Below are 24,989 nucleotides of genomic sequence, written 5' to 3' on the forward strand. Positions count from 1 at the left end.
CATAACTTTCGGGTGGTGTCAAGCATTATCAGAAACTATTTTGCTTTTCCAGACATCGTAAAGCCCCAGGCTGTTGCGCCTGAGGCCTTACGATTTTCTTATGAGGGGGGGAGATAGTGAGTTCATCAACTATCTGAAATACATATTACAGGGTAAATGTGTACAGAGTGTGTACGAATTCTAACTTAATTCTAAAATGTGTCTTGAGGTTTTATAAACTGCGGTAAGTTTCTCTCCGGACACCAAAAAGCCTCAGGCATCGTACCTAAGGCTTTTCGGTTTCTTATGAGGGGGGGAGATAGTGAGTTCATCAACTATCTGAAATACATATTACAGAGAAAATGTGTCCATTTTGTGTTCAAAAAATAAAAAATTTAACAATAGTTCTGCATGACGAACTGTACTTCTGTTTTCCCCTTATAGGTATTCTGGCTGACCTGATATACCACGGACAATGGGAAATTCCCTTTCCCGGCATAAAGTGCCTCTTCACTTCCAACACCGTATTTTTCATCCAGGAAAGCTCCCAGTTTCTCCAGATCTCCAAAAAATACCACCGTCTGTGTCGTACCCTCCGGTGTCTTCACCCGGAATCTGGCACAGGTCTTGTTGGCACCCATTTTAAAGCCCGCCTGAAAGACCAGCCCCTTCTGGGCAAACAAAGGACGTGGATTCCCGGTGCCGAAAGGCTCCAACAGGGCAAACTCTCCCGCCAGCGCATCATCCGCATACCCCATGGGCATTGCTACATCGATATGTACTTTCGGAATAAAATCATCCTCCGTCAAAGTGCATTTTTTATTCAAAGCAGCTCTCAGCGGTTCAATATCCTCTTCTCGCATGGAAAGGCCTGCTGCCAGCTTATGACCGCCGTACTTGGTAAAATACTCTTTTACCTGCGTCATGGCATCATACATGTGATAGGCTTCTATGGATCGTCCGGAACCCTTAACTCCATCTTCTCCCTTGGTCAGAATGAAGACCGGATGATGGTATTTTTCTCTGACTTTTCCGGCAATAATACCGGCAATGCTCTCATGTACCTCCGGCAGATAGATCACCATAACTTTATCTTCTGCCATATGATGTTCCTGAATATACTCATCCGCTCTCTGAATTCCCTGTACTGTCAGGTTCTTGCGGCTCTCATTCAGGTCTTTCAGCTCTCTCGCCGCGGTCATGGCATCCGCCCTGGTAAAGCTCTGCAGCAGTTCCAATGCCCGTTTGGCAGTATCCAGTCTTCCCGTGGCATTCAGGCAGGGTCCCAGCACAAATCCCAGATGATAGGCGCTCAGCCGGTCTGGCGCAATATCATTCACTTCCATCAGCGCCTTCAAGCCTTCGTTATATCCCTTCTGGATACGCTTCAACCCTTCCTTCACCAGAATGCGATTCTCATCTTTTAACTCCATAACATCGCATACGGTAGACAGTGCTGCAAATTCCAGTAACTCCTCCTGAATATTTACAAGTCCCGGATTTCCTGTCTTTTCCGTGATCGCCTGGATCAGTTTCAGTGCTACCACGCCACCACAAATGCCGGAAAAAGGATACGTATCGTCTGCTCTCTTGGGATCCACCACTGCCAGCGCCGGAGGCAGCTGTTCCTTCCGCTCTCCGTTTTCTTCTATATATGGAACTTCATGATGATCTGTAACGATCACCCGCATGCCGAGAGAATTTGCCATTGCGATCTGGGGTGCCGCTGCAATTCCGTTATCGCAGGTCACGATCATACCGACACCTTCTCTTTTGGCCTCTTCTATCAGATGCTCGTTCAATCCATAGCCGTCATGGATTCTGTGGGGAATCGCCGTGTCCACCTGAGCCCCCAGCATCTGAAAACCTTTGGTCAGAATATAGGAAGAACAGATTCCATCCACATCATAATCCCCGATGACCCGGATATGCAGCCCTTCCCTTACCGCTTTTAGAATTTCCTCCGCTGCCTTATCCATATCCTTTAACAGCCAGGGAGAATAACAATCTTCCAGTTTCCCGTAGAGGAATTTCTGTATCTCACTCTCTTCCGTCAGATCCCGGTTTCTTAGGATTCTCGCCGTCACCGGACTGATATGAAATTCCTTCGCCCATTTATCAAAATCTGCCTTTTTTGCGGCTACATACCATTTTTCCATACTTTTCCCACTTTCATAATTTTGCTCACGTATTCGTGCTTTCGCACTCTACATTCTGCTTCACAGCCGATTGTTTTTCCCTGAGACTCATTACATTGTACCATAAAAATTCTTGTGCATCTTCTCTTTTTATGCTATAGTCAATTCAATTTCTATTTTAAATTTCTTACATCCGGCGTTTCGCCATTTTTCAAGCAACTTTTAATTGCACTAAGGAGGATTCTGCCTATGAAACACAAACAAGTATTTTCCATGAACCTTACCGGTCCTATTGACTACGGTTTCCGCAATGACTATATGTTCCGCGCTGCCCTGCAGCTAAGTCAAAAGGCTCTGATCGGTCTCATCAGTTCTCTGCTCCATCTGCCACCATCCGGAATTAAGTCCGTCACCATTACCAATCCAATCACTTTAGGTGCAACTATTGAAGACAAAGATTTTGTTCTCGATACCAATGTCTTGTTGAACAATAATACTCTCATAAATTTGGAAATGCAGGTGAATAACCTATACAACTGGCCGGAACGTTCCCTGAGTTATCTGTGCCGTAACTTTGATCAACTAAATAAAGGACAAAATTATTCTGAATTAAAACCTGTAATTCACATTGGTTTTTTAGACTACACCCTGTTCCCGGAACACCCTGAGTTCTATGCTACATATCGATTACTGAATCTTAAGGATCATTTTGAATATAGTGACAAACTCACACTTTCTGTGGTAGACTTAAAGCATATAGAATTGGCTACCGAAGCTGACAAAGCATATGGCATTGATAAATGGGCTGCTTTGTTCCGGTCTATTTCATGGGAGGAAATTCTTATGACTGCAAAAAACGATGAATACCTTATGGAAGCGACAAAGACTTTATATAATCTGAATGCGGACGATATGGTCAGACAACGTTGTCAGGCACGAATGGATGCTGAACTCCAGGAACAGTATCTGCTGAAGAAGATTGATACTCTGACTGCCGAGAATGCCGCGAAAGACGCAGAGATTGAATCTCTGAAAAAGGAACTTGCCAGTTTGCAGCAGAATGTATAACCATAACTTAACTTTAAAAGGAGCCGGAACATTTCATTCCGACTCCTTTTTTGATTCCATTCTACTATGTGAAATCTTATTTTGCCTTCGGCGCGAATTTCTTTCTCAGTACATACCACAGAGCACCTGCCACGCATACGGAGGAATAAGCACCGCAGATGATACCTACCATCAAAGGCAATGCAAAATCACGGATACTGGTCACACCCCAGATGTACAGAGCACCTACCATTACCAAGGTGGTAAGGGAGGTAAATAAGCTTCTGGATAATGTCTGCGTAATACTGCGGTTTACAACCTCCTGCAGGTCATCCTTCTTCGTCATGACTGCCATATTCTCACGTACACGGTCGAATACTACGATGGTGGCGTTGATGGAGTAACCTACGATGGTCAGCAGACACGCGATAAAAGTATTGCTGACGGATACTCTCGCCAGTGCGTAGAAGGTGATCACTACCAGCACGTCATGGAGCAGGCAGGCAATACTGCTGACACCGAAACGGATATCGCTGAAACGGAAGCGGATATAGATCAGCATGCAGATGATTGCTACTGCTACCGCCAGGATCGTATCGGACTTCATTTCATTACTGATGGTGGAGCTGATGGTCTCGGAAGTAATCAGAGACTCATCTACGCCGAAGTTATCCACAAATACCTGATTCAGAGCCTGTCTCTGATCCACATCCAGAGAGTTGGTCTTGAAGATAACTTCATTGGAACCCTGCACGGTCTGGATCTGTACTGCACTGCCGGTGGTGCTCTCGATCAGAGGAACCATCTGGCTATTGATCTCATCCAGGGTATAGCTTTCGTTGAATGTAACAGTAGTTGCGGTACCGCCCTTGAACTCCAGACTGTAGTTCAGTGCATCACCACTGTTTACTTTATATACTCCCATGGTAATGAATCCAACCAGGATCACTGCCAGAGACAGTCCAAAGAAAATACCCTTCTTGCCGAGGAAGTTGATCGGCTTGTGCTCCTTGCCGATACCATACCACTTAGTATCTTTCAGTCCCAGTGCGTAGAAAGCTTTCATAATGTACTTGGTCACTACCAGTGCAGTGAACATGGATAATACGATACCAAGTGCCAGCGTCTGTGCGAAGCCTTTGACAGTACCGGGGCCTAACAGCCACAGCACTGCCGCTGCGATCAGGGTAGTCACGTTACCGTCGATAATAGCGGACAGTGCCTTGTCATAACCGATCTGCATAGCACTCTTAACAGTCTTGCCTGTTGCCAGTTCCTCACGGATACGGGCAAATACGATAACGTTGGCATCCACTGCCATGCCGATAGACAGGATGATACCTGCGATACCGGACAGGGTCAGGGTTATGTCAAAGCCGTTCAGCAGCAATACTACCAATGCCACATAAATACCCAGTGCAATGACAGAAGCAAATCCGGGCAGGAAATATACTGCAATCATGAAAACAGCCACTACGATAAATCCGATCACAGCTGCTTTTAAACTGGTGGAGATTGCTTCCACACCCAACTGTGCACCAACTACCTTGGAATGCAGCTCTTCCAGCTCCAGCTTCAGTCCACCGATACGGATGGTGGAAGCCAGGCTCTCTGCCTCTTCATAGGAGTTCATAGGAGAGATCTGTGCATTACCATCGGAGAACACACCTTTTACGGAAGGAACACTTACAAAGGATCCATCATAATAGATACCCAGGGTCTCGCCCTTCTCGTAAGCATTTCTGGTAGCCTCTTCAAACTTCTTAGTGCCTTCCTCCGTCATCACCAGATCTACCGCATAAGTGGAATTGCCCATCGTCTGGTCCTTGATAGAGCCTGCGGTAGCAGTCTTGACATCTGTACCCTCCAGCATGATGGATCCATCTGCCTTCAGTTCATCGATGGTCTTATTCAGAGCGTACGCATAGCTTACATTGCCCTGTGCATCGGTTACTGCCTGCATAGAGTAGTTCGTATTGCCGTCCTTGTCTGTCTCTGCAATGAAATACAGGGAACCGGGACGTCCCAACTCTTCCAGGATCTTGTTGGCATCTGTTACACCGGGAATCTCGATATTGATACGATCGGTACCCTCCTGGTATACAATAGCCTCTTTACTGTAGTTCTCAACACGCTTCTGCAGCTTGGCAATAGTATCTGCCATGTCCGTTGCATCCGGCTCTTCATCGCCTACCACCTGATAAGTGATACTGACACCACCGGCCAGATCCAGTCCCAGACTTATGTCTGAAGCACTGGCAGTTCCTTCCGCATCTACGCCATACAGATCCACATAGCCGACACCCAGCAGGACCAGAAGGGCGCAGAGCAGAATGATGATTGCTTTACTTTTTTTCATCTTTCCTTTGTCCTTTCTATTCTTCTGAAGCTTCTGCTGCTTCCGCAGCCTTCAGCATGATAGCACATTCGATACGCTTTCTCTGCAGCTCACAGCCGATGTCATACGCATCATTGATATTGCCATGGAAATTATAGGAGTTCGCAGCACATCCGCCGCTACAATAGAACTTGGCAAAACACTTCTTACACTTGTCCTTTGCATAGACATTACAGCATTTGAACTCGTCACGGATATCATCTCTTACCACACCGGTATCCACATTGCCCATGAGGAACTTCTCGTTACCCACGAACTGATGGCAGGGATACAAGTCTCCCCAGGGAGTAACCGCCAGATATTCGGTACCGGATCCGCAGCCGGAGAGTCTCTTGGCTACGCAGGGACCGCCCTGCAGATCGATCATAAAGTGGAAGAAATTGAAAGCCTTGCCCTCTTTCTTACGCTTGATCATTTCTACTGCCAGTTTATCGTATTCTTCCTTTAAGATCGGAAGATCCTCTTCTCTGATGGCATAATCATCCGTAGGCTGTGCCACAACGGGCTCCACGGAGATCTGTTTGAATCCCAGATCTGCCAGATGCAGAACGTCCTTGGAGAAATCGAGATTATTGTGGGTGAACGTACCACGCACATAATAGTTCATCTGGTCTCTGCTCTCCGCTACCTTCTGGAACTTGGGAACAATGATGTCATAGCTGCCCTGTCCGCCACGGAAAGGACGCATCTTGTCGTTGATCTCCTTACGTCCATCGATACTCAGCACGATATTACCCATTTCCTTATTCACGAACTCCAGGATCTCATCATTTAATAAGATACCATTGGTAGTCAGGGTAAAACGGAACTTTTTATTGTTGGACTTCTCTAAGCTTCTGCCGTATTCTACCAGCTGCTTTACCACATCCCAGTTCATCAGTGGTTCGCCGCCGAAGAAATCCACTTCCAGGTTCACACGGTTGCCGGAATTGGCTACCAGGAAATCCAGTGCCTTTTTGCCGACCTCAAAGCTCATCAGTGCTCTTCTGCCGTGGTACTCACCCTCTTCCGCAAAGCAATATCTGCAGGCAAGGTTACAGTCATGGGCAATGTGCAGGCACAGTGCCTTGACTACGGTCTGACGCTTCTTAAAATCAAAAATGTAATTCTCATAAATATCGGGAGCAAACAGCTGTCCTGCCTTCTCCAGTTCCAGGACCTCGTCCACCGCTTCGGTGATCTCTTCCTGGGGATAGGGGATATTTGCAAGATTCAGTACAGCAGCCTTGATGGTGTCCGCATCCTTGATACCTTCTGTCACCAGAGGCTCTACCAGCGGAATCATATCATACACAATATCATCTACCACATGGACAGAACCACTGTTCACATCCATAACGATATTATAGCCGTTGCTCTTATACTGGTGTATCACAGTTCTATTCCTCTTCTTTCTACTTCTTATTGCTTAAAATACATTAACATTAACTATCGGAACCCCATTCGCAAAATCATCCTCCGGACTTTCCTGAATAACATGCCTGCATGTTATTTGCTCATGTGGTTACTTCGCCGTATTTTGCCGGACGTATCTTCTTACGTATGCAAGCATCCGACAAAGAATACGCTGTCATCTCCAGCTCCGAATAGTTAACAGAGAATAAGCAGCGACCTGAATCGCTGCTTACGTTAGTCTCTTCTCATTTTCTTAGATTATTTAATCTTTTCACAACTCTGGTTTCCTACAGTGCAGGAAGTCTTACATGCAGACTGGCAGGAAGTCTGGCACTCGCCGCAGCCGCCCTTTTTCATAGATTCCTTTAAATCTCTGGTTGTTAAAGTCTTAATATGCTTCATTAAAAATAGCCTCCTTATGATTTCAAAGCGCCTATAGACGCCAGCGTGTATATAAACATACAGACACGCAACTCATTTTTGCTCATTATATCATGTATTTGGCATTTGTAAAAGCTTTTTTTCTCAAAAACCGTTAAATTCCTGTCCATTTCTGTATTTTACCCTAACATTCCGCCCAGTGTCCCCCCGGCCACACACAATACCATTGTGGTCCAGAAGGAATTGCCCAATGCAGTTTCCGGCGTTTTGATCAATACGGATACCACCGCCAGTATCACGAAATATGCTGCCCCTAGCAGTGCTCCCCAAAGAAACTTCTGCGTCTTCATCTTTTTTCCTGCCAAAAATCCCGCCATAAAGGTAGTTATGACATAAATAGCAGAGATTGCAATGGTCACCATTCCTTCCGTCAGATGCAATTTATACAATAAAAGTGCCAACAGACATAAAAGCAACAGTGTCAGCACATAGGATGCCAGCAGACATTTTGCCAGTGCAAGCACCGGAACCCCTTCTTTTCTCTCGCCTCTTTTTTCCATGTTGCTCCTCCTTTTTACCTATGTAAAATGTATATTCAAATCATTCGGAAAACTTGACAACTATTCCTGTCCTATTGTATATTGTTGCTTAATAACTTATAAATGGGGCTTATGCCTACTACTATTATTTAAGAAGGAGTGAACTTTTTTGGATACCTCTGGTGTCATACAACTTGTTTCTATCGTAATTCTGATTTTTCTATCCGGCTTTTTCTCTTCTGCCGAGACTGCGCTGTCCACGGTCAACCGTGTACGGATGCGTACCCTGGAAGAGGAAGGCAGCAAGCGTGCTGCACGCGTCAACAAAGTCCTGGACAATTACAGTAAAATGATCAGTACCATTCTGATCGGCAACAATATTGTCAATCTGACTGCATCTTCCCTGGCAACAACATTAGCTATGCGAATCAATCTGGCTGTAGGTATCGCAACCGGTGTTCTGACCATTGTCGTGCTGCTCTGCGGCGAAATCGTACCCAAGACCTGGGCAATACTGTATTCTGAGAAGCTGGCCCTGACATATTGCAATGTAATCTATTTTCTGATGCAGGTGCTCACGCCGGTCATCTTCATTGTGGATCTGCTGTCCCACGGTATCATGAAGCTGTTACATATCGATCCCAACAAAAAAGCCAGCACCATGACTGAAAGCGAGCTGAAAACCTACGTGGACGTCAGTCATGAGGACGGTGTCATCGAATCCGAGGAACGCAAGCTGATCTACAATGTGTTCGATTTTTCCGATGCCCACGCCAAGGATATCATGATTCCACGCATCAATATGGTAACGGTCAGTCTGGATGCTACTTATGACGATGTTCTGGCAGTTTTCCGGGATTCCATGTATACCAGGCTTCCGGTCTATGAGGATGACAAGGACAATATTATCGGTCTGATCAATATCAAGGACTTTATCCTGACGGAGGATCAGAGTGCTTTCCATGTGGGAAACATTTTGCGTGATGCTTACTATACTTACGAGTACAAGAAAATCGCAGACCTCATGTATGAGATGCGGGAAAAGACCACCAATGTCTCTTTCGTATTGAATGAATACGGTGCTACCGTTGGTATGATCACTCTGGAGGATCTGTTAGAAGAGATCGTCGGTGAGATCCGTGACGAATACGATGAGGACGAGGAAGAACTGATCCAGAAGATGTCAGAAGATACTTATCTGGTGGAAGGCAGCATGAAGCTGGATGACATCAACGACGTTCTTGGAACAAATCTGACCAGTGAAGATTATGACTCCATCGGCGGTCTGATCATCGACTGTCTGGATCGTCTGCCGGAGGATGGTGAGGAAGTTACCCTGGAGAACGGTATTCACTTGAAGGTACAGGGTATCGACCAGAACCGTATCATCAAGGTACTGATGACGATTCCAGAACCCAACGAAGAACATGTGGAACACAGTTCCGAGACCTCTGAGAATCACGAATAACTCTGACGGTTCCGCAGTCCCTGAGGCACACGGACAGTCCTGGCACTCCCGTAGCTTTTGCGATCCACGAACCGCACCGGCACTTCCGCTCTTTTGAGGTCCACGAACTGCACCGGCACTCCCGCAGCTTTTGCGATCCACGAACCGCACCGGCACTCCCGCAGCTTTTGCGATCCACGAACCGCACCGGCACTTCCGCTCTTTTGTGAATTATGAATGGGAATAACGAAAGGAATACAAATGTCACAGGATAAAAATACACAAAACAAGAAAACAAAAATGACTTCCAAACAGATCTTCGCGATCATTGGAATTATTCTGCTGGTGCTTTTATATGTCGTGACGCTTTTTGCGGCGATCTTCGACAGCTCCGCCAGCCACGCGCTATTCGCCACCTGCCTGCTAGCCACCGTGGCCATCCCTCTTCTCATCTGGATCTACACCTGGATGTTTGGAAAACTGACAAACCGCTCCACCTTCGCAGACTTCCATCCGGAAGAAAAGGAGAACGAAAATAAATAGCAAGTTAGTTTGGTGCAAAAAGCCCCAAAACAACGAATTCCGTACAAAAAAGTTCCGAAATCAGGATTTTTTGTACGGAATTTCTTTATTTTGCTTGTGTAGCGAAAATAGAGACTTTTTACATAGAAAAATCTTATGTTTTTGTATTTTTTTCGTAGAAATTGGTGTTTTGAATACAAACAGAACTCCCGAAGTGGCAGAAAGCCCTCAGGCAGATGTCTGTCAGAGGGCTTTCTGCCACTTCGGGAGTTCGTCCGGTCTAAGGCTCGCTCCACTACGAACCATTTAGCAGTCCACGCCGAGCTTACGCAGTTCCTCTTCCGCCTGCTCTTTGGTCAGGAAGTGGATGCCGTGGATACCCTGTTCTTCGGCCGCCTTCACATTCACCAGCGTATCATCCAGGAAAACGCTCTCATCTGCCTTTAATCCATAGCGTTTCAGAAGCAGCTGGTAGATCTCCGGTTCGGGCTTGATCAGCTGATCCTTGTAGGACAGGATGCCACCTTCCATCTCCGGCAGGAAATTCAACGCTTCCGCACATTCTGTCTCTGCCTTGTGTGAGAAGTTGGACAGATAATACACATGGTATCCCTTTGCTTTCAGTTCCTGTAACCAGGGAATAGCGTAAGCTCTGGGGGTTACCATGCCAGCGATATTCTCGAACGCCTGATGCAGTTCTTTCTCCAGTTCCGGTGCATCCTTTACAAATGCAGCCAGAACCTGCTCGTCCGTCCAGGTACCGCGGTCATACTCTGCCCACAGCGGATGCATAATAGATGCCTTTGCGATTTTTTTGATCATTTCCGCATCAAATCCCTTGTCCGCCAGAAATCCCTCCCAGCGATAGTCTGTCAACACATTGCCAATGTCAAAAATTATATTGCGTATCATAACTCTTCTCTCCTATTCGTTTTACTAGTCAAAGCAGTTCCGTTTCCGCCGGTATATCCTCTTTTTGCCGTCACTTTTATATCTTCGCTTCTTCCTGTCTGTCCAGCTCCATGATCTCCAACAGTTTCTCCGCAGCCGGAGCCATAGGCATCTTCGTGTTCCTAACGACACAGAATTGACGCTTCGGTATTATTTTATTGAATCTAAGTTCGAAAAGCAAGCCGGATTCCACATAATCTCTGGCAAAATCCCGCATCACACAGCCAACACCCAGATTTCGTCTCACAAACTGTACGATCATATCACTGGTGGCCAGTTCGAACTCCGGCTGCACATATACCCCGTTTCCCGCCAGAAATTCATCCATGTAGCTGCGGCTGCTGGTATTTTTTTCCAGGAAAATAAGAGGCAGACTTTCCAGTTTCTGAAAATCCAGCGTCCGGTTCTTGTAGCTGAAAAATCTTCTTCCCGCCACGAAGACATCCTCAATCTCCCGCACCGGTATCATCTGAATATCAGGTCTCTCCGGAAACGGCGTACTGACAATTCCGAAGTCAATGTGTCCCTCTCTTAAATAATTCAATGTCTCCGGTGTCGGCGCATTGGTGACGATCACCTTGATCCCGGGGTACTGTTCATGGAACTTTTCCAGATAGGGAAGCAGATAAAACTGCAATGTCATATCGCTGGCACCGATGCGGACTTCTCCCAGTTCCATATTCTGCATCTGGTGAACCTTCTTCACACCCATTTCGATCTGTTCGTACCCTTTTGCCACATAGGAATACAACAGTTCTCCCTCACTGGTCAGCCGTACTCCCTTGGCCGCCCGGTGGAACAGGGCGGCATCCAGGGTATTTTCCAGCTGCTTGATGGCCTGACTGACCGCCGGCTGTGAAATTGACAGTTCCCCGGCCGCTTTGGTCACACTCCCACATTTTGCCACATAATAAAATACTTTATACGCTTCCAGATTATTGATCATATCTCGCTGTCTCCATCTCAAAATTACTATCAGACACTGGTTTTTGTTCCTTCACAGTAAAAATCTGTAGCTATTCAGAGCCATGCAAAACTGCGTTCTGCGAATGCTTGCATTCAGCCAGATACTGTGTAATCAAAATTCCTGCCGGATTCATCGTATACCAAAAAGGACACGGGCTGATCTCATACCAGCACCATGCCCTTTCCATTCTCATTCACATTTTACACATGTTTTTTCCATCAAAGATTATCCTATCTCTCCGCATTTGACAGCATTTATTTCTTCAAAGGACTCTCACGATAGATGATATCTTCCCTTCCCGGGCCGTTGCTGACCAGGGTGATAGGGAATCCGATCTGCTCCTCAATGAATTCCACATACTTTCTGCAGTTCTCCGGCAGTTCATCGAAGTTGCGGATACCGCGGATATCGCACTTCCAGCCAGGGAGCTTTTTCAGTACGGGCTTTGCCTTTTCCAGCTTGTAGGTAACAGGGAAATCAGTGGTAACTTCACCGTCGATCTCATACCCTACACATACAGGGATCTCATCCAGATATCCCAGTGCATCCAGTACGGTAAATGCCACATCGGTAGCGCCCTGCAGACGACAGCCGTACTTGGTGGCAACACAGTCGAACCATCCCATACGTCTGGGACGTCCGGTAGTTGCACCGAACTCACCGCCGTCACCGCCGCGGCGACGTAATTCATCTGCTTCGTCACCGAAGATCTCAGATACGAAAGCACCTGCTCCTACGGAAGAGGAATATGCCTTACTTACGGTAACGATCTGCTTGATCTCATAAGGAGGGATACCTGCACCGATGGCGCCGTAAGCTGCCAACGTGGAGGAAGAAGTTACCATGGGGTAAATTCCGTGATCCGGATCCTTCATGGTTCCTAACTGGCCCTCTAACAGAATGGTCTTGCCCTCTTTCAGTGCCTTATCTAAGAATGCGGATACATCGCATACAAAAGGTGCGATCATATCTCGATACTCATGCAGGGTATTTAACAGCTCTGCGGGATCGATCAGGGGCTTGTGATACAGATGCTCTAAGATGACATTCTTCATCTCACTGACACGCTGTACTTTTTCCTGCAGCAGTTCTTCATCAAACAGCTCACTTACCTGGAAACCGATCTTCGCATACTTATCAGAATAGAAAGGTGCGATACCGGACTTGGTAGATCCGAAGGACTTACCGCCCAGTCTCTCCTCTTCATACTGATCAAATAAAATATGGTAAGGCATTACCATCTGTGCACGATCAGACACCAGAATCTTGGGCATGGGAACATTTCTGTCTGTGATAGACTTGATCTCTTTCATCAGGATCGGAATGTTTAATGCCACACCGTTACCAATCACGCTGGTGGTATGATTGTAAAATACACCGGAAGGAAGGGTGTGCAGAGCAAATTTACCATAATTGTTCACGATGGTATGTCCTGCATTCGCGCCGCCCTGAAAACGTACGATAATGTCCGCTTTCTCTGCCAGCATATCTGTGATCTTTCCTTTTCCTTCGTCGCCCCAGTTGGCTCCTACAACTGCCTTTACCATGTTTTCCTCCATTCTTTACCACAGTTTCTGTGATAAATCTACATCCAATATCTTATTCCGGGTGATCCAAAGAAACTCCTGCTTCTCTTTCTCACACCTTTACAGTATACAACACTTTATGGTATAAGTAAAATCAATATTTATTATATTTTATATAACCTACATCTATATTCAAAACGCGTAGCGTTTTGCCATGCGAAACTTAGAACTTCTTCACGAAAGAGCCTATGCTCTGAGTGATTAGAAGTTCTTTTCGCATTATTCTCTGCCGTCCCAACAGTAGGTGCACAGCTTCTCTCTGCCGATGCCCACGGACTCAATCATATCATCCAATCTCTGAAACTGCAATGTGGTGAACTTCAGCTGTTTGCAGATCCGTCCTACCATCTCCTCGTATTCCGGAGTATCGGGATTCACATAGTTCTTCAGATCGATTTCTCTGCCCTCCTGCTCAATCTCCTTGATCACACGGCGGGTGATCAGATCCATCTCGGAAGAAGATCTGGAAAAGTTCAGGTACTTGCAGCCATATAACAGAGGCGGACAGGCCGGACGGATATGTACTTCCTTTGCACCGCTTTGGTACAGGAATTCCGTGGTCTCTCTTAACTGTGTGCCGCGGACAATAGAATCGTCGATCAACAACAGACTCTGATCCTGGATCAGATCATGTACCGGGATCAGTTTCATCTTTGCGATCAGATTTCTCTGGGTCTGGATCGTCGGCATAAAGGATCTGGGCCAGGTGGGGGTATACTTAATAAACGGACGGGAAAAAGGAATTCCCGAGCGGTTGGCATATCCCACTGCATGAGCGGTACCGGAATCCGGCACTCCTGCTACGATATCCGGTTTTACATTATCACGCTCCGCCAGCTTGGCACCGCATTGATAACGCATCTTCTCTACACTGATGCCTTCATAGGATGAGGACGGATATCCGTAATAGACCCACAAAAACGTACAGATCTTCATATCCTTGCCGGGCTTCACCAGGGTTCGTACACCTTCCGGTGTCACCACGGCGATCTCTCCCGGTCCCAGCTCTCTCACGGGCTGGTATCCCAGATTCAGATAAGCGAAGCTCTCAAAGGAGACGCAATAAGCCCCCTCCTTTTTGCCTACTGCCACCGGAGTACGGCCCATCTTATCTCTGGCCGCATAGATTCCCTTGGGTGTCATGATCAGTAAGGTCATGGAACCGTCGATGATCTCCTGGGCGTACTGAATGCCCTCCACCAGATTGTCCTTCTGGTTGACAATGGCCGCCACCAGCTCCGTGGCATTGATGTCACCGCCGCTCATCTCCAGGAAATGAGAATGTCCCTTCGCAAACAGATCCTTGATGATGGCATCCGTATTGTTGATCTTACCCACGGTGGTAATAGCATAAGTTCCGTGATGGGAACGCACCATCAGCGGCTGGGGCTCAAAATCGGAAATACAGCCGATGCCCAGATGTCCGTGCATCTCATTGACATCCTTGTCGAACTTCGTACGGAACGGTGCATTCTCTATGTTGTGAATGGCTCTGTTGTAACCTTCTTCTTTGCTGTAGACTGCCATGCCGGCACGTCTGGTTCCCAGATGGGAATGATAATCCGTTCCAAAGAACAGATCAAACACACAGTCTTCTTTTGCTGCGACTCCAAAAAATCCACCCATTTTCGTCTCCTGCTTTCTTATCATTCTGTAACGATTCAGAGCCATGTAAACATCAAAAGATCACCGATGAATGAGGTTCTGAATAGTTTCCGTTTCCACAAATTACTTCAGCAGAAAACGTTTATACGTTGATCTCGGCCTTTACACCCAGTAAGTCCTTGTTGGCCTCTAAGATCGGGCTGATCACATTTTTCAGGAAAGCTTCCACCTGCTCTTTGGAACGTCCGATATACTTGGACGGATCCATGGATGCTTTCAGTTCCTCCAGTCCCATGGGGAATGCGGGATCTGCGGCGATCAGCTCCAGGAGGTTATTCTCTTTTCCTTCTACCTTCACATTGCGTCCGGCCTCCATGGAAAGCTCACGGATACGCTCATGCAGTTCCTGACGGTTGCCGCCTAACTTTACGGCATCCATCATAATATTCTCGGTAGCCATGAAAGGAAGCTCGCTCATCATGTGCTTTTCAATTACCTTCGGATATACTACCAGTCCGTCTACCACATTCAGGCACAGATCCAGAATACCATCGATGGCAAGAAAGCCTTCGGGAATAGACAGTCTCTTGTTGGCAGAATCGTCCAGCGTTCTCTCGAACCACTGGGTTGCGGAAGTAATGGCGGGATTCAGCGCATCCACCATCACATAACGGGACAGGGAAGCAATACGCTCACTTCTCATGGGATTACGCTTGTAAGCCATGGCGGAGGAGCCGATCTGGTTCTTCTCGAAGGGCTCTTCCACTTCCTTCAGATGCTGTAACAGGCGGATGTCATTGCTCATCTTATGAGCAGATGCCGCAATACCGGCCAGCACGTTTGCTACTCTGGTATCCACCTTGCGGGAATAAGTCTGGCCGGATACAGGATAGCACTCCTTGAATCCCATCTTGGCTGCAATCATAGGATCGATCTTGTCGATGGTCTCCTGATCTCCGTTGAACAGTTCCAGGAAAGAAGCCTGGGTTCCGGTGGTTCCCTTAGAGCCTAACAGCTTCATGGTACCCAGAACGTGATCCAGATCCTCCAGATCCAGTGAGAACTCCTGTAACCACAGCGTTGCTCTCTTGCCTACGGTTGTAGGCTGTGCAGGCTGAAAATGAGTAAATGCCAGGGTAGGCTGTGCCTTATACTTATCAGCGAAATCCGCCAGTTCCTTCATAACATTGATCAGCTTTTTTCTGACAAGCTTCAGTGCCTCGGTCATCACAATAATGTCGGTGTTGTCACCCACATAGCAGGAGGTTGCGCCCAGATGGATGATTCCGGCTGCCTTGGGGCACTGCTGTCCGTATGCATACACATGGCTCATAACGTCATGACGTACCAGTTTTTCACGCTCTTTTGCCACATCGTAATTAATGTCCTCAGCATGGGCCTTCAGTTCCTCGATCTGCTCATCTGTGATAACGGGCTTACCGTCCTGGGACAGTCCCAGCTCTTTCTCCGTCTCTGCCAGTGCAATCCACAGCTTTCTCCATGTACGGAATTTCATATCCGGGGAGAAAATATACTGCATCTCCTTGCTTGCATAGCGTTCGGATAACGGGCTCTGATATCTGTCTGTACCTGTACTCATTTGTCTGCTCCTCTTATTTTCTAATTTATTGCAACCATTCAAAACCCATCCCTCACATTCACAAAACCGTATGCTTCTCATACTTTCCCGCTGCTTCGCAGCTAATTTTGTTCATGTGTGGGATGGTGACTCTACTCGAGTCACCTTACAAATAAGAAAACTGCTACTTACATGCAGGCATGACGTATCAGTTTTTCTTATTCTGCGGTTTTCTGAATAGTTATTGTTTATTTGTCAAATTCTCCGCGGATATCTTCCGCAGGCGGTTCCATCGGGTATTTTCCGGTAAAGCAGCCCTTGCAGATGCCAAGATTACCGCCCACCAGTTCTTCCAGTCTCTCAATCTTCAGATAATCCAGGCTGTCCGTGCCGATCAGATCACTAATCTCCTTGATGGAACGGTTATATGCGATCAGCTGGTCTCTCGCCGGAACGTCTGTGCCGAAATAGCAGGGCCACAGAAACGGCGGTGAACTGACTCTCATATGTACCTCTTTGGCTCCGGCTTCCCGTAACATCTTTACGATACGGTCGGAGGTGGTGCCGCGGACAATGGAATCATCGATCATGATGACACGCTTTCCCTCCACGGCTTCCCGGATAGGGTTCAGTTTGACCTGAACGCTGCTTTCTCTGCTCTTCTGCTTCGGTTTGATGAAGGTTCTGCCCACATAGGCATTTTTCACGAAGCCCATGCCGTAAGGGATTCCCGACTGCATGGAATATCCCATGGCTGCGCAGTTGCCGGATTCCGGTACGCCGATGACCAGATCCGCATCCACCGGGGAATCCATAGCCAGGAACTTTCCGGCCAGAATACGGGAATCGTATACGCTGACGCCGTCGATAAAGCTGTCGGGTCTGGCGAAATAAATATACTCAAAAATACATCTGGCGGTCTCCGCAGGCTTTAATACATGGGTGGTATCGGACTCAATTCCTTTCTCCGGGGAAATGGTCACGATCTCGCCGGGAAGCACATCCCGGACGAACTCGGCACCTACCGTATCCAGAGCGCAGGTCTCGCTGGACAGAAAATACGCATTGTCTCTCTTGCCGATGCATAACGGCTTAAATCCATAAGGATCTCTGGCGCCGATCAGCTTTCTGGGAGACATCACCACCAGGGAATAGGCTCCCTTGATCTTCGTCATGGCTCTTCCCACAGCTTCCTCTACCGATTTGGAATTCAAACGCTCTCTGGCAATATGATAAGCAATCACCTCGGAATCAATGGTGGTCTGAAAAATAGCACCGGTATACTCCAGTTCTCTTCGAAGCTCCGGCGCATTGATCAGGTTACCGTTATGGGCCAGTCCCAGAGTACCCTTTACATAATTCAGTACCAGAGGCTGTGCATTCTCTCTGGTGGATCCTCCCGCTGTAGAATAGCGGACATGTCCCACACCGATGTCACCTTTTAACTTCTCCAGCTGTTCCGGTGTAAATGCCTCATTGACCAGTCCCATGTCCTTGCTGCTTAAGACTTTGCCCTTGGGCCCATTCGTGTCACTGACGGCAATACCGCAGCTTTCCTGGCCTCTGTGCTGCAATGCCAGAAGGCCGTAATAAATCGTGGATGCCACGTCGTGTCCGTCGAAATCATACACGCCGAAAACGCCACATTCTTCCTTTAATTTGTCATTATTTTCTGTCTGAATATAAATGTTGTCCGTCACTTGTAAGCCTTACCTTTCCTGCCTGCCCCGTGAAAAAAAACTAAAAAACCGTACCCTACAGATCCTTGCCTGTCAGCATCTTGTAAGCCTGAAGGTATTTGTCAATGGTCTTCTCCACGATGTCCTCCGGCAGCTTCCAGCCTTTTTCAGGGTTGGCTTTCAGCCAGTCACGGGCGAACTGTTTGTCAAAGGAAGGCTGGCCATGTCCTGGCTCGTAGCCGTCTACCGGCCAGAAACGGGAGCTGTCGGGAGTCAATACTTCATCCCCCAGTACCATGTTGCCGTTCTCATCCAGTCCGAACTCGAACTTGGTATCTGCGATAATGATTCCTTTGGTCAGTGCATAATCCGCACATTTTTTATAAATAGCGATGGTATAGTCACGAAGCTTGGCCGCATATTCTGCGCCCTTGCCGGGGAAACGCTTCTCCAGATATTCCACACTCTGCTCATAGGAGATATTCTCATCATGATCTCCGATCTCTGCCTTGGTGGAAGGGGTATAGATGGGCTCGGGAAGCTTATCTGCCTCCTTCAGACCTTCCGGAAGCTTGATACCGCATACGGTACCATTCTTCTTGTAGCTTTCCCAGCCGCTTCCGGTAATGTATCCACGAACGATGCACTCGATGGGAAGCATGTTCAGCTTCTTGCACATCATGCTGTTGCCGTCGAATTTCGGCTGTCTGAAAAATTCGGGCATATCCTTAACATCAGCGGATACCATATGATTGGGAATCACATCCTCAGTCATATCAAACCAGAATTTCGACATCTGGGTCAATACAGTTCCTTTCTTTGTTACTGTGTTGTCCAAGATCACATCAAAGCAGCTGATACGGTCAGTTGCCACCATGATCAGGGTATCTCCGTTGTCATAGATCTCACGAACTTTGCCTTCCTTGATCGGTTTCATTTCCTGTACGCTCATACCATCAGTCCTCGCATTCTTATGTTTTTCAGTCTTTTATTGAAACAGGTGTGGGCAAGATACACCCACACCTAATAGATAAACAGATTTGCGAAAAAAAATCAATATATTTTTACTGCAACTTTCCGATAAATTCCCGAACCCGGGCATTTTCCGTTGTAAAAAGTGCTTCGGGAGAACCTTCCTCCACGATCACACCCTGTTCCATGAAAATAATGCGGTCGGATACTTCTCTGGCAAACTGCATCTCATGGGTTACGATGATCATGGTCATATGTTCACTTGCCAGCTGTCTGATCACCTTTAATACTTCTGCCGTCAATTCCGGATCCAGTGCCGAGGTCGGCTCATCGAAGAACAGGATCCTGGGCTGCAGTGCCAGTGCCCTGGCTATGGATACTCTCTGCTGCTGTCCGCCGGACAGCTGGTAAGGGTAGGCATCTGCCTTATCCGACAGTCCCAACTGTGCTAAAAGCTTCTCCGCCCTCGCCACGGCTTCTGTGCGGCTTACCTTATCCACATGGATCGGCGCATCGATGATATTTTTCATCACTGTATAATGGGGAAAAAGGTTAAAATTCTGGAACACCAGTCCGAAACATTTACGGATCTTATGTAATTCTGCCTTGGACGCATATTCGCACTGTATTCTGCCGTTTTTATCCGTTTTCTCCGAAGCTGCCGTCTGCCCTGAATAGATCAGCTCACCACCGTCCATTTTCTCCAGAAGCGTTGCACAGCGAAGCAATGTGGATTTGCCGGAACCGGAGGGGCCGATGATGGAGACAACTTCTCCTTCGTTAACCTTCAGGGATATATCCTTCAGCACCCCGTTGCCGTCAAAACTTTTTTTCACATGATTCATTTCCAAAAGGACCATATTTCCGCACTGCTCCTATCTGTAATAAGATGTCTTCTTCTCCAGATACTCCATGAAAGAAGCCACCACGAGATTGAAGATATAATAGAACACACCTGCTGCCAACAGGGGAAGCACACTGGTCTGTGCCGCTCCGATCTGCTTTGCCACCGTGAACATTTCCGCAATAGAAATGGTAAATGCCATGGATGTATCTTTGACCAGCGTAATGGTCTCATTGGTCACTGGCGGGAGAACCCGCTTCACCACCTGCGGCAGAATGATCTTCACGAAAGTCTGTGCCTTGCTGTAGCCCAGCACCTCCGCAGCCTCATACTGCCCCACCGGTATGGACTCAATGCCCGCACGGTAGATCTCTGCAAAATATGCCGCATAATTGATCACGAATGCCAGTATCACCGCCGGGAAACGATACCCCGTTCCCACCTGCATGCGGAATACATAAAAGGGGGCAAAATACACCACGATGATCTGTAACATCAGAGGGGTTCCTCTCATGATGGATATGTATATTTTGGAGATAATGCGGATCACCTTACATCCTGACATTCTTCCGAAGGCTACGATCAGCCCCAGAGGAAGGGAAAACAAAAGGGTCAGTACAAATATTTCCACCGTTATCAGAAAGCCCTCTGCCAGTTGGGCACTCATGGTCAGCAAACTCATGAATTCTACTCCTTAACTATCCTTAGTTGATTATTTACCGAGACATACGCTGTCGGTCAGTCCCCATTTTTCAGCGATCTGTGCGAAGGTACCATCCGCTGCTATTTCGTCCAGTGTCTTCTGTACGGTATCTCTCAATTCATCATTACCCTTCAGGAAACCTACTGCATACTGCTCTACAGCCAGCTTGTTGTCCTCGCCCTGCAGCATAACGAATTTTCCTTCTTCTCTCTGCGCAATCTGATACTGTGCCACACCGATATCAATGGCTACGGCATCTACCGCACCCTGCTCCAGATCCATGAAAGCGGTATTGTAGTCCGCATATTCGATCAGCTGGGAGAAGGAATCACGCAGTGCAATGTTGTCTGCATTTTCTTCATCGTTCAGAGCAGCCAGCGCAGAGGAATCCTTCTGTACTGCTACCACCTTGCCTGCCAGTTCTTCCTTGTTCTGTACACCGGAAGCAGACGCTACGACGAATACCTGACTGTTGTCGATATAGGGCTCTGTCCAGGTATAGGCATCTTCTCTGCCGTTCATGGTGAAACCGTTCCAGATACAGTCAATGGCTCCGGAAGAAAGCTCCATATCCTTGGCATCCCAGTCGATAGGCTGCTTTACCAGCTCCCAGCCCTGTCTCTTGCATACTTCTGCTGCCAGATCCAGGTCAAAGCCTACATATTCTCCACTGTCATCACGATATCCGTAAGGGGGAAATTCCGCATCAAAACCTACGGTAAATGTTTTCTCAGATCCTTTAGAACCACAGCCGGTAAGAACACCTGCTGCCATGCTGATTGCCAGTAATGCCACTAATACTCTTTTCATAATGCATCCTCCCGTTCTGCCACTCACTGTTGGCCGCGTCGTATACTTTAGCAAGGTAAATTGCTAACACGGTGTCATAGTAACACAACGAGAGGTGTCTTGTCAATTCTTTATCGGTCGTACCGCTCCACCATGGCCAGGATCTCCTGGGCATATTTCGGATAGGTGGCTGCGATGTCTTTTACTTCGTTTCTTGCACTCTCCGCTACTTCCTGATTGTAGTCCATCTGTTTACGGAGCACCTGTCTTCTCTGGATCAGTTCGTGACGGATCTCCACCATTTCCCGCTTGTCCAAAAGCGCAGCTGTCTGGCTGATCCAGCGCTCCGGCATCTGCACACGGTAACCGGCCAGCTGCTGTACCAGCTGCTTCTGGTAGTACTCGATCTTAGCTTCCGCCTCTGCGAACTGCTTCCGCTCTTCCTTTTCGTCCTGATACATTTTCCACTGTTTTTCCAGCTTTGCTGCACTGTCCGTATTGTACTTCAGATACAGATATTCCATCAGCTGACAGTTGTTCACATAGCGGATCTTGACTTTATTCTGCAGCTGGATGATCTTGTTGATGGTCTTCTCCACCCGCTGCAGTTCCCGTCCTGCATCCATGTACCGGATGCAGACATAGGAGATGGCTACAGCTCCTGCACCTACTGCCAGAAAAAGTCCCACATAGACATCCATTTCAAAAGCATACTGCAGGATCACCAGCATGATCACACAGACGATCAATGCCGTAAGGAAAATGACAGCCATGCCCCGTTGGTTGTTCATCAGATTCTCCAGCTCATTTCTCCGGTATTCGTAGGCATGTCGTTCTCCGTCCAGTCTGTGCAGATCCTGCCTTATCAGATTGCCGTATTTCTCGCCGTCCCGAATCTTCTGAATGCCTTCTTCAATCTCGTTCTCTCTTTTGCGGATCGCATAGAAGTCCGCATCCCGCATACGGTTCTTCTTTTCCCGGTATCTGCTGCGTTCCTGTTCCAGCCCGGCCAGCTTGCCGGCCACCCGGTTGACCTCTTCTCTCTGCTCTGCTGGCAGTGCCTCAATCTCATCCGTATCCGTCAGATAAGAAGTCACCAGCGTATACTCTCCCGTCAGGAGGTCGATCTCCTTGGAAGCCTCTGAGATCTGCTCCAGGCAATTTACAATGTAGCGTTTTCTCTGGTCTTCCTCATCAAAATTCACACCGTTGCGGGTATAGACCAGCTGTTCCCAGTCCTCTTCCTGCTGTATCGGTTCTTTTTTCTTAAATAAACGGTTCCACCACGCCATAATTCTCTCCTGCTGTCTTCTCTATACGCTGACACTTGTCCGGTAACTGTTTTTCAGTGCCTGAGTCAGTCTCTCATTTTCCGCATCGTATTTCACCCTGTCGTGCACCCGCCAGTCACCACGCAGCCGTAGCTGTCGGTACTCCGGCTGCTGTTCCCATTCCCGTTCAAATTGCTCGATCCGCTTTTCCAGTTCCAGGGACTCCGTATAATTTTCCGGATTCTGCGCTGCAAATGCCACATAGGCATCCTCCGTCAGTTCCATTCTCTTTGCCGCCAGATAGGCATCCAGGTGTTCTCTGTCCGGATCGGTCTTCCAGGCTTCGTTAAAGTAATATGCCGCCTTGTCATAAAACATCAGCCCTGTCAGCGCCACACCCTTATTGTGCAGGATCGCCGCCCGGACTTTTCCCGCCGGAAGTTCCTTTCCTTCCTGTTCCAGATGGTTCCAAGTCTCCAGTAGCATATCATATCCACGGATGGCTGCCGCATATTTTCTTTTTTCCACCATATAGTCGATCTGGCTCTTGCGTTTCTCCAGATTGCTGAGTCCGGCTCCCTGCTTCAGTACCTGCTCCACCTGCAGGATTTCTTCCGGATCGTACATCCCCACATATTGCAGGATCGTCACCACGAACACACTTAAGGATCCCTGCTTATGTACCATGGGGTAGAGCTGTTTTGCCAGTTCCCACACTTTACATTCTTCTCCGATCCAGTCCACCAGCTTATCGTTCATGATGGACAGGTCTAACAGGAATGCATTCTCCTTTAGGCAATAGCACAACTCTTCCATACTATAGACCCGGATATCCAGGCCTTCCACATTATATGCATTCTCGCAATATTCTCCTACACACAGACTTGCCTTCATTTTTCATCCTCATTTTCTCTGCCCCGGGCAGATCTACAACTCTATTTCTTCCTTCCAGATATGATGCGTAGCTGTTCGGAAGCTGCCAAAACCAAGATCCTCCAGTTCCACCTGCAGATGTGTTTCATCCTTCATCTCCACCTGAATCCGCAGTCTGGTGATTCCTTCCTGCAATTCTTCCGGCACGATTCTGGCGATCCGGCTGCCCTTTCCCGTCAGGGACGTGATCAGGATCTCCACCGCTCTTCCTTCCAGCAGGTAAAACTCCATGGTATTCTGCGCCTCGTACCAGTTGATTCCGGCGTCTAACAGTGCCTGATAGGATTCCTCTCCCTGTCTGCGCACTTTCATACCGATATTGGATTTCAATTTATCCTGTCCCAGATAGACATGATTTTGTCCGTTTTCACTGGGATGCAGTCGCTCCATCATGCTGTAGCAGGCACCCTTGCTGAACAGGTTGTTCCCCTGAAAGACTCTCCGTCCACGGCACAGATAGCGTAGCGATTCTTTCATCCATTCTTGAGAAAACTCTTCCCCGATCAGATATACCGAGGACACCATCCGGTTCTCGCATAGCTGTGTGGCGATCTCCAGGAACTTTTCATCCGATTTTTCCACCGGAAAAGGGAATTCCCGCTCTTCGATGTACGTTACCACCGGCGTCGTATGGCAGTTGCATTCCATATAATAAGTCTGGATGGAACTGTCCCTATACTCGCACAGCACGCTCCCCTGCTTCCACAGATTTTCCGGCTGATACAGATTGTAATAATAAAAGCTCTCCCGATGGCTCTGAAAACAGACAGCATCCGTCTTCAGGTGTAATGCCTCCACTGCCTGCGTCAGCACCTCCAGCATTCCTGCATCCAGTTCCTCGCAGGTGATCATCAGGGCCCCGATCCGCTCTGTGGAAGTCATCTGGGACAGCATTCCCAGACTACGCTTGAGAAAAAGAGTCAGTAGTGCCACCGGATCCAGAGTCGTTCCATCGATCTGCACCGGTTCCCCATCTTTTGCCAGCTTCAGAAGATGCTCCACCAGGATTCCCTCTTCTTCCTCCGCATGCCGGAGGGCTTCACTTCCATAGAACCACTGGTTGACTCCCTGTCTCTTGCTCAGGACCAGGGGAATCGTATAGACCTGTGAGCCTGCAACGGAAGACAATGTGGTGATCTCTTCTTCCCTGCCTGTGACATAGCAGCTGATCTGCGCATAATCTTTCCCCAGGTCATAACCCACTATAACTTTATCACTTCCCGGCAGTCGCATGTTCTTCCGCCTCCTCTCCTGCTGTCTTTTT

The 24,989-nt window shown here is 47.8% G+C and carries 21 protein-coding genes; 3 read left to right on the top strand and 18 right to left on the bottom strand.

Features of this window, described 5'->3' with window-relative positions; translation table 11 throughout:
• Positions 1-374 precede the first annotated feature (374 nt).
• A complete protein-coding gene (gene recJ / locus OCV96_RS02275; RefSeq protein ID WP_118537319.1) occupies positions 375-2,138 on the bottom strand; it encodes a single-stranded-DNA-specific exonuclease RecJ in 1,764 nt (587 codons plus the stop codon).
• Between the two features lie 228 nt (positions 2,139-2,366).
• On the opposite strand from recJ, the gene OCV96_RS02280 reads away from it, so the two are divergent.
• Positions 2,367-3,185, top strand: coding sequence for an Rpn family recombination-promoting nuclease/putative transposase (locus OCV96_RS02280; protein ID WP_262593385.1), 819 nt, complete (start codon positions 2,367-2,369; stop codon positions 3,183-3,185).
• A 76-nt stretch (positions 3,186-3,261) separates the two neighbouring features.
• On the opposite strand, the gene secD is transcribed toward OCV96_RS02280, so the two are convergent.
• The 4 genes from secD to OCV96_RS02300 form a co-directional block, all read right to left on the bottom strand.
• The gene (gene secD, locus OCV96_RS02285; protein WP_118537321.1) at positions 3,262-5,523 is read right to left on the bottom strand and encodes a protein translocase subunit SecD; all 2,262 of its coding nucleotides are present in this window, start codon (positions 5,521-5,523) and stop codon (positions 3,262-3,264) included.
• 16 nt (positions 5,524-5,539) lie between these two features.
• The gene (gene scfB, locus OCV96_RS02290) at positions 5,540-6,937 is read right to left on the bottom strand and encodes a thioether cross-link-forming SCIFF peptide maturase (RefSeq protein ID WP_117464732.1); all 1,398 of its coding nucleotides are present in this window, start codon (positions 6,935-6,937) and stop codon (positions 5,540-5,542) included.
• A 278-nt stretch (positions 6,938-7,215) separates the two neighbouring features.
• Positions 7,216-7,359 (bottom strand): six-cysteine ranthipeptide SCIFF, encoded by a 144-nt coding sequence (gene scfA / locus OCV96_RS02295; RefSeq protein ID WP_022154192.1) that lies wholly within the window; start codon positions 7,357-7,359, stop codon positions 7,216-7,218.
• A 158-nt stretch (positions 7,360-7,517) separates the two neighbouring features.
• Positions 7,518-7,898, bottom strand: coding sequence for a TIGR04086 family membrane protein (locus OCV96_RS02300; RefSeq protein WP_022312295.1), 381 nt, complete (start codon positions 7,896-7,898; stop codon positions 7,518-7,520).
• 148 nt (positions 7,899-8,046) lie between these two features.
• Here OCV96_RS02300 and OCV96_RS02305 point away from each other — a divergent pair, with 148 nt between their 5' ends.
• Complete coding sequence (locus OCV96_RS02305) at positions 8,047-9,345, top strand: HlyC/CorC family transporter (RefSeq protein WP_022312296.1); 1,299 nt, start codon at positions 8,047-8,049, stop codon at positions 9,343-9,345.
• Positions 9,346-9,585: 240 nt separating this feature from the next.
• Positions 9,586-9,867, top strand: coding sequence for a hypothetical protein (locus OCV96_RS02310; protein WP_022312297.1), 282 nt, complete (start codon positions 9,586-9,588; stop codon positions 9,865-9,867).
• A gap of 285 nt (positions 9,868-10,152) precedes the next feature.
• Here OCV96_RS02310 and OCV96_RS02315 read toward each other — a convergent pair whose 3' ends face one another.
• The 13 genes from OCV96_RS02315 to OCV96_RS02375 all read right to left on the bottom strand — a co-directional run bounded on the left by OCV96_RS02315 (position 10,153) and on the right by OCV96_RS02375 (position 24,958).
• Positions 10,153-10,758, bottom strand: coding sequence for an HAD family hydrolase (locus tag OCV96_RS02315; protein WP_022312298.1), 606 nt, complete (start codon positions 10,756-10,758; stop codon positions 10,153-10,155).
• 76 nt (positions 10,759-10,834) lie between these two features.
• On the bottom strand, positions 10,835-11,743 hold the full coding sequence (locus OCV96_RS02320; protein WP_022312299.1) for a LysR family transcriptional regulator: 909 nt from the start codon (positions 11,741-11,743) through the stop codon (positions 10,835-10,837).
• Between the two features lie 275 nt (positions 11,744-12,018).
• Complete coding sequence (locus tag OCV96_RS02325) at positions 12,019-13,311, bottom strand: adenylosuccinate synthase (RefSeq protein ID WP_262593386.1); 1,293 nt, start codon at positions 13,309-13,311, stop codon at positions 12,019-12,021.
• A 258-nt stretch (positions 13,312-13,569) separates the two neighbouring features.
• Positions 13,570-14,976, bottom strand: coding sequence for an amidophosphoribosyltransferase (locus tag OCV96_RS02330; protein ID WP_022312301.1), 1,407 nt, complete (start codon positions 14,974-14,976; stop codon positions 13,570-13,572).
• 121 nt (positions 14,977-15,097) lie between these two features.
• A complete protein-coding gene (gene purB / locus OCV96_RS02335; RefSeq protein WP_022312302.1) occupies positions 15,098-16,555 on the bottom strand; it encodes an adenylosuccinate lyase in 1,458 nt (485 codons plus the stop codon).
• Positions 16,556-16,782: 227 nt separating this feature from the next.
• Positions 16,783-18,234: an amidophosphoribosyltransferase gene (purF, locus tag OCV96_RS02340; protein WP_022312303.1), complete on the bottom strand. Its 1,452-nt coding sequence runs from the start codon at positions 18,232-18,234 to the stop codon at positions 16,783-16,785.
• A gap of 55 nt (positions 18,235-18,289) precedes the next feature.
• Positions 18,290-19,165, bottom strand: a complete 876-nt coding sequence (locus tag OCV96_RS02345; protein WP_117466209.1) for a phosphoribosylaminoimidazolesuccinocarboxamide synthase — start codon at positions 19,163-19,165, stop codon at positions 18,290-18,292.
• A gap of 112 nt (positions 19,166-19,277) precedes the next feature.
• The gene (locus OCV96_RS02350) at positions 19,278-20,045 is read right to left on the bottom strand and encodes an amino acid ABC transporter ATP-binding protein (RefSeq protein ID WP_227064004.1); all 768 of its coding nucleotides are present in this window, start codon (positions 20,043-20,045) and stop codon (positions 19,278-19,280) included.
• 15 nt (positions 20,046-20,060) lie between these two features.
• On the bottom strand, positions 20,061-20,711 hold the full coding sequence (locus tag OCV96_RS02355; RefSeq protein WP_022313394.1) for an amino acid ABC transporter permease: 651 nt from the start codon (positions 20,709-20,711) through the stop codon (positions 20,061-20,063).
• Between the two features lie 30 nt (positions 20,712-20,741).
• Positions 20,742-21,542, bottom strand: coding sequence for an amino acid ABC transporter substrate-binding protein (locus OCV96_RS02360; protein WP_227064003.1), 801 nt, complete (start codon positions 21,540-21,542; stop codon positions 20,742-20,744).
• Positions 21,543-21,652: 110 nt separating this feature from the next.
• Positions 21,653-22,813 (bottom strand): hypothetical protein, encoded by a 1,161-nt coding sequence (locus OCV96_RS02365; protein ID WP_119623564.1) that lies wholly within the window; start codon positions 22,811-22,813, stop codon positions 21,653-21,655.
• Between the two features lie 21 nt (positions 22,814-22,834).
• Positions 22,835-23,686, bottom strand: coding sequence for a hypothetical protein (locus OCV96_RS02370; RefSeq protein WP_227064002.1), 852 nt, complete (start codon positions 23,684-23,686; stop codon positions 22,835-22,837).
• Positions 23,687-23,719: 33 nt separating this feature from the next.
• Positions 23,720-24,958, bottom strand: coding sequence for a DUF5716 family protein (locus tag OCV96_RS02375; protein WP_227064001.1), 1,239 nt, complete (start codon positions 24,956-24,958; stop codon positions 23,720-23,722).
• Positions 24,959-24,989: the final 31 nt, after the last annotated feature.

Source organism: Waltera acetigignens (genome assembly GCF_025567015.1).
Taxonomy (GTDB): Bacteria; Bacillota; Clostridia; order Lachnospirales; family Lachnospiraceae; genus Acetatifactor; species Acetatifactor acetigignens.

Bases quoted from the DNA above. Each gene is read 5' to 3' on its own strand.
- secD (WP_118537321.1), bottom strand. From the start codon at position 5,523: ATGAAAAAAAGTAAAGCAATCATCATTCTGCTCTGCGCCCTTCTGGTC.
- OCV96_RS02300 (WP_022312295.1), bottom strand. From the start codon at position 7,898: ATGGAAAAAAGAGGCGAGAGAAAAGAAGGGGTTCCGGTGCTTGCACTG.
- OCV96_RS02310 (WP_022312297.1), top strand. From the start codon at position 9,586: ATGTCACAGGATAAAAATACACAAAACAAGAAAACAAAAATGACTTCC.
- OCV96_RS02350 (WP_227064004.1), bottom strand. From the start codon at position 20,045: ATGGTCCTTTTGGAAATGAATCATGTGAAAAAAAGTTTTGACGGCAAC.
- recJ (WP_118537319.1), bottom strand. From the start codon at position 2,138: ATGGAAAAATGGTATGTAGCCGCAAAAAAGGCAGATTTTGATAAATGG.
- OCV96_RS02320 (WP_022312299.1), bottom strand. From the start codon at position 11,743: ATGATCAATAATCTGGAAGCGTATAAAGTATTTTATTATGTGGCAAAA.
- OCV96_RS02355 (WP_022313394.1), bottom strand. From the start codon at position 20,711: ATGAGTTTGCTGACCATGAGTGCCCAACTGGCAGAGGGCTTTCTGATA.
- OCV96_RS02315 (WP_022312298.1), bottom strand. From the start codon at position 10,758: ATGATACGCAATATAATTTTTGACATTGGCAATGTGTTGACAGACTAT.
- OCV96_RS02360 (WP_227064003.1), bottom strand. From the start codon at position 21,542: ATGAAAAGAGTATTAGTGGCATTACTGGCAATCAGCATGGCAGCAGGT.
- OCV96_RS02325 (WP_262593386.1), bottom strand. From the start codon at position 13,311: ATGGTAAAGGCAGTTGTAGGAGCCAACTGGGGCGACGAAGGAAAAGGA.
- OCV96_RS02365 (WP_119623564.1), bottom strand. From the start codon at position 22,813: ATGGCGTGGTGGAACCGTTTATTTAAGAAAAAAGAACCGATACAGCAG.
- scfA (WP_022154192.1), bottom strand. From the start codon at position 7,359: ATGAAGCATATTAAGACTTTAACAACCAGAGATTTAAAGGAATCTATG.
- OCV96_RS02375 (WP_227064001.1), bottom strand. From the start codon at position 24,958: ATGCGACTGCCGGGAAGTGATAAAGTTATAGTGGGTTATGACCTGGGG.
- OCV96_RS02280 (WP_262593385.1), top strand. From the start codon at position 2,367: ATGAAACACAAACAAGTATTTTCCATGAACCTTACCGGTCCTATTGAC.
- OCV96_RS02345 (WP_117466209.1), bottom strand. From the start codon at position 19,165: ATGAGCGTACAGGAAATGAAACCGATCAAGGAAGGCAAAGTTCGTGAG.
- OCV96_RS02330 (WP_022312301.1), bottom strand. From the start codon at position 14,976: ATGGGTGGATTTTTTGGAGTCGCAGCAAAAGAAGACTGTGTGTTTGAT.
- OCV96_RS02370 (WP_227064002.1), bottom strand. From the start codon at position 23,686: ATGAAGGCAAGTCTGTGTGTAGGAGAATATTGCGAGAATGCATATAAT.
- purB (WP_022312302.1), bottom strand. From the start codon at position 16,555: ATGAGTACAGGTACAGACAGATATCAGAGCCCGTTATCCGAACGCTAT.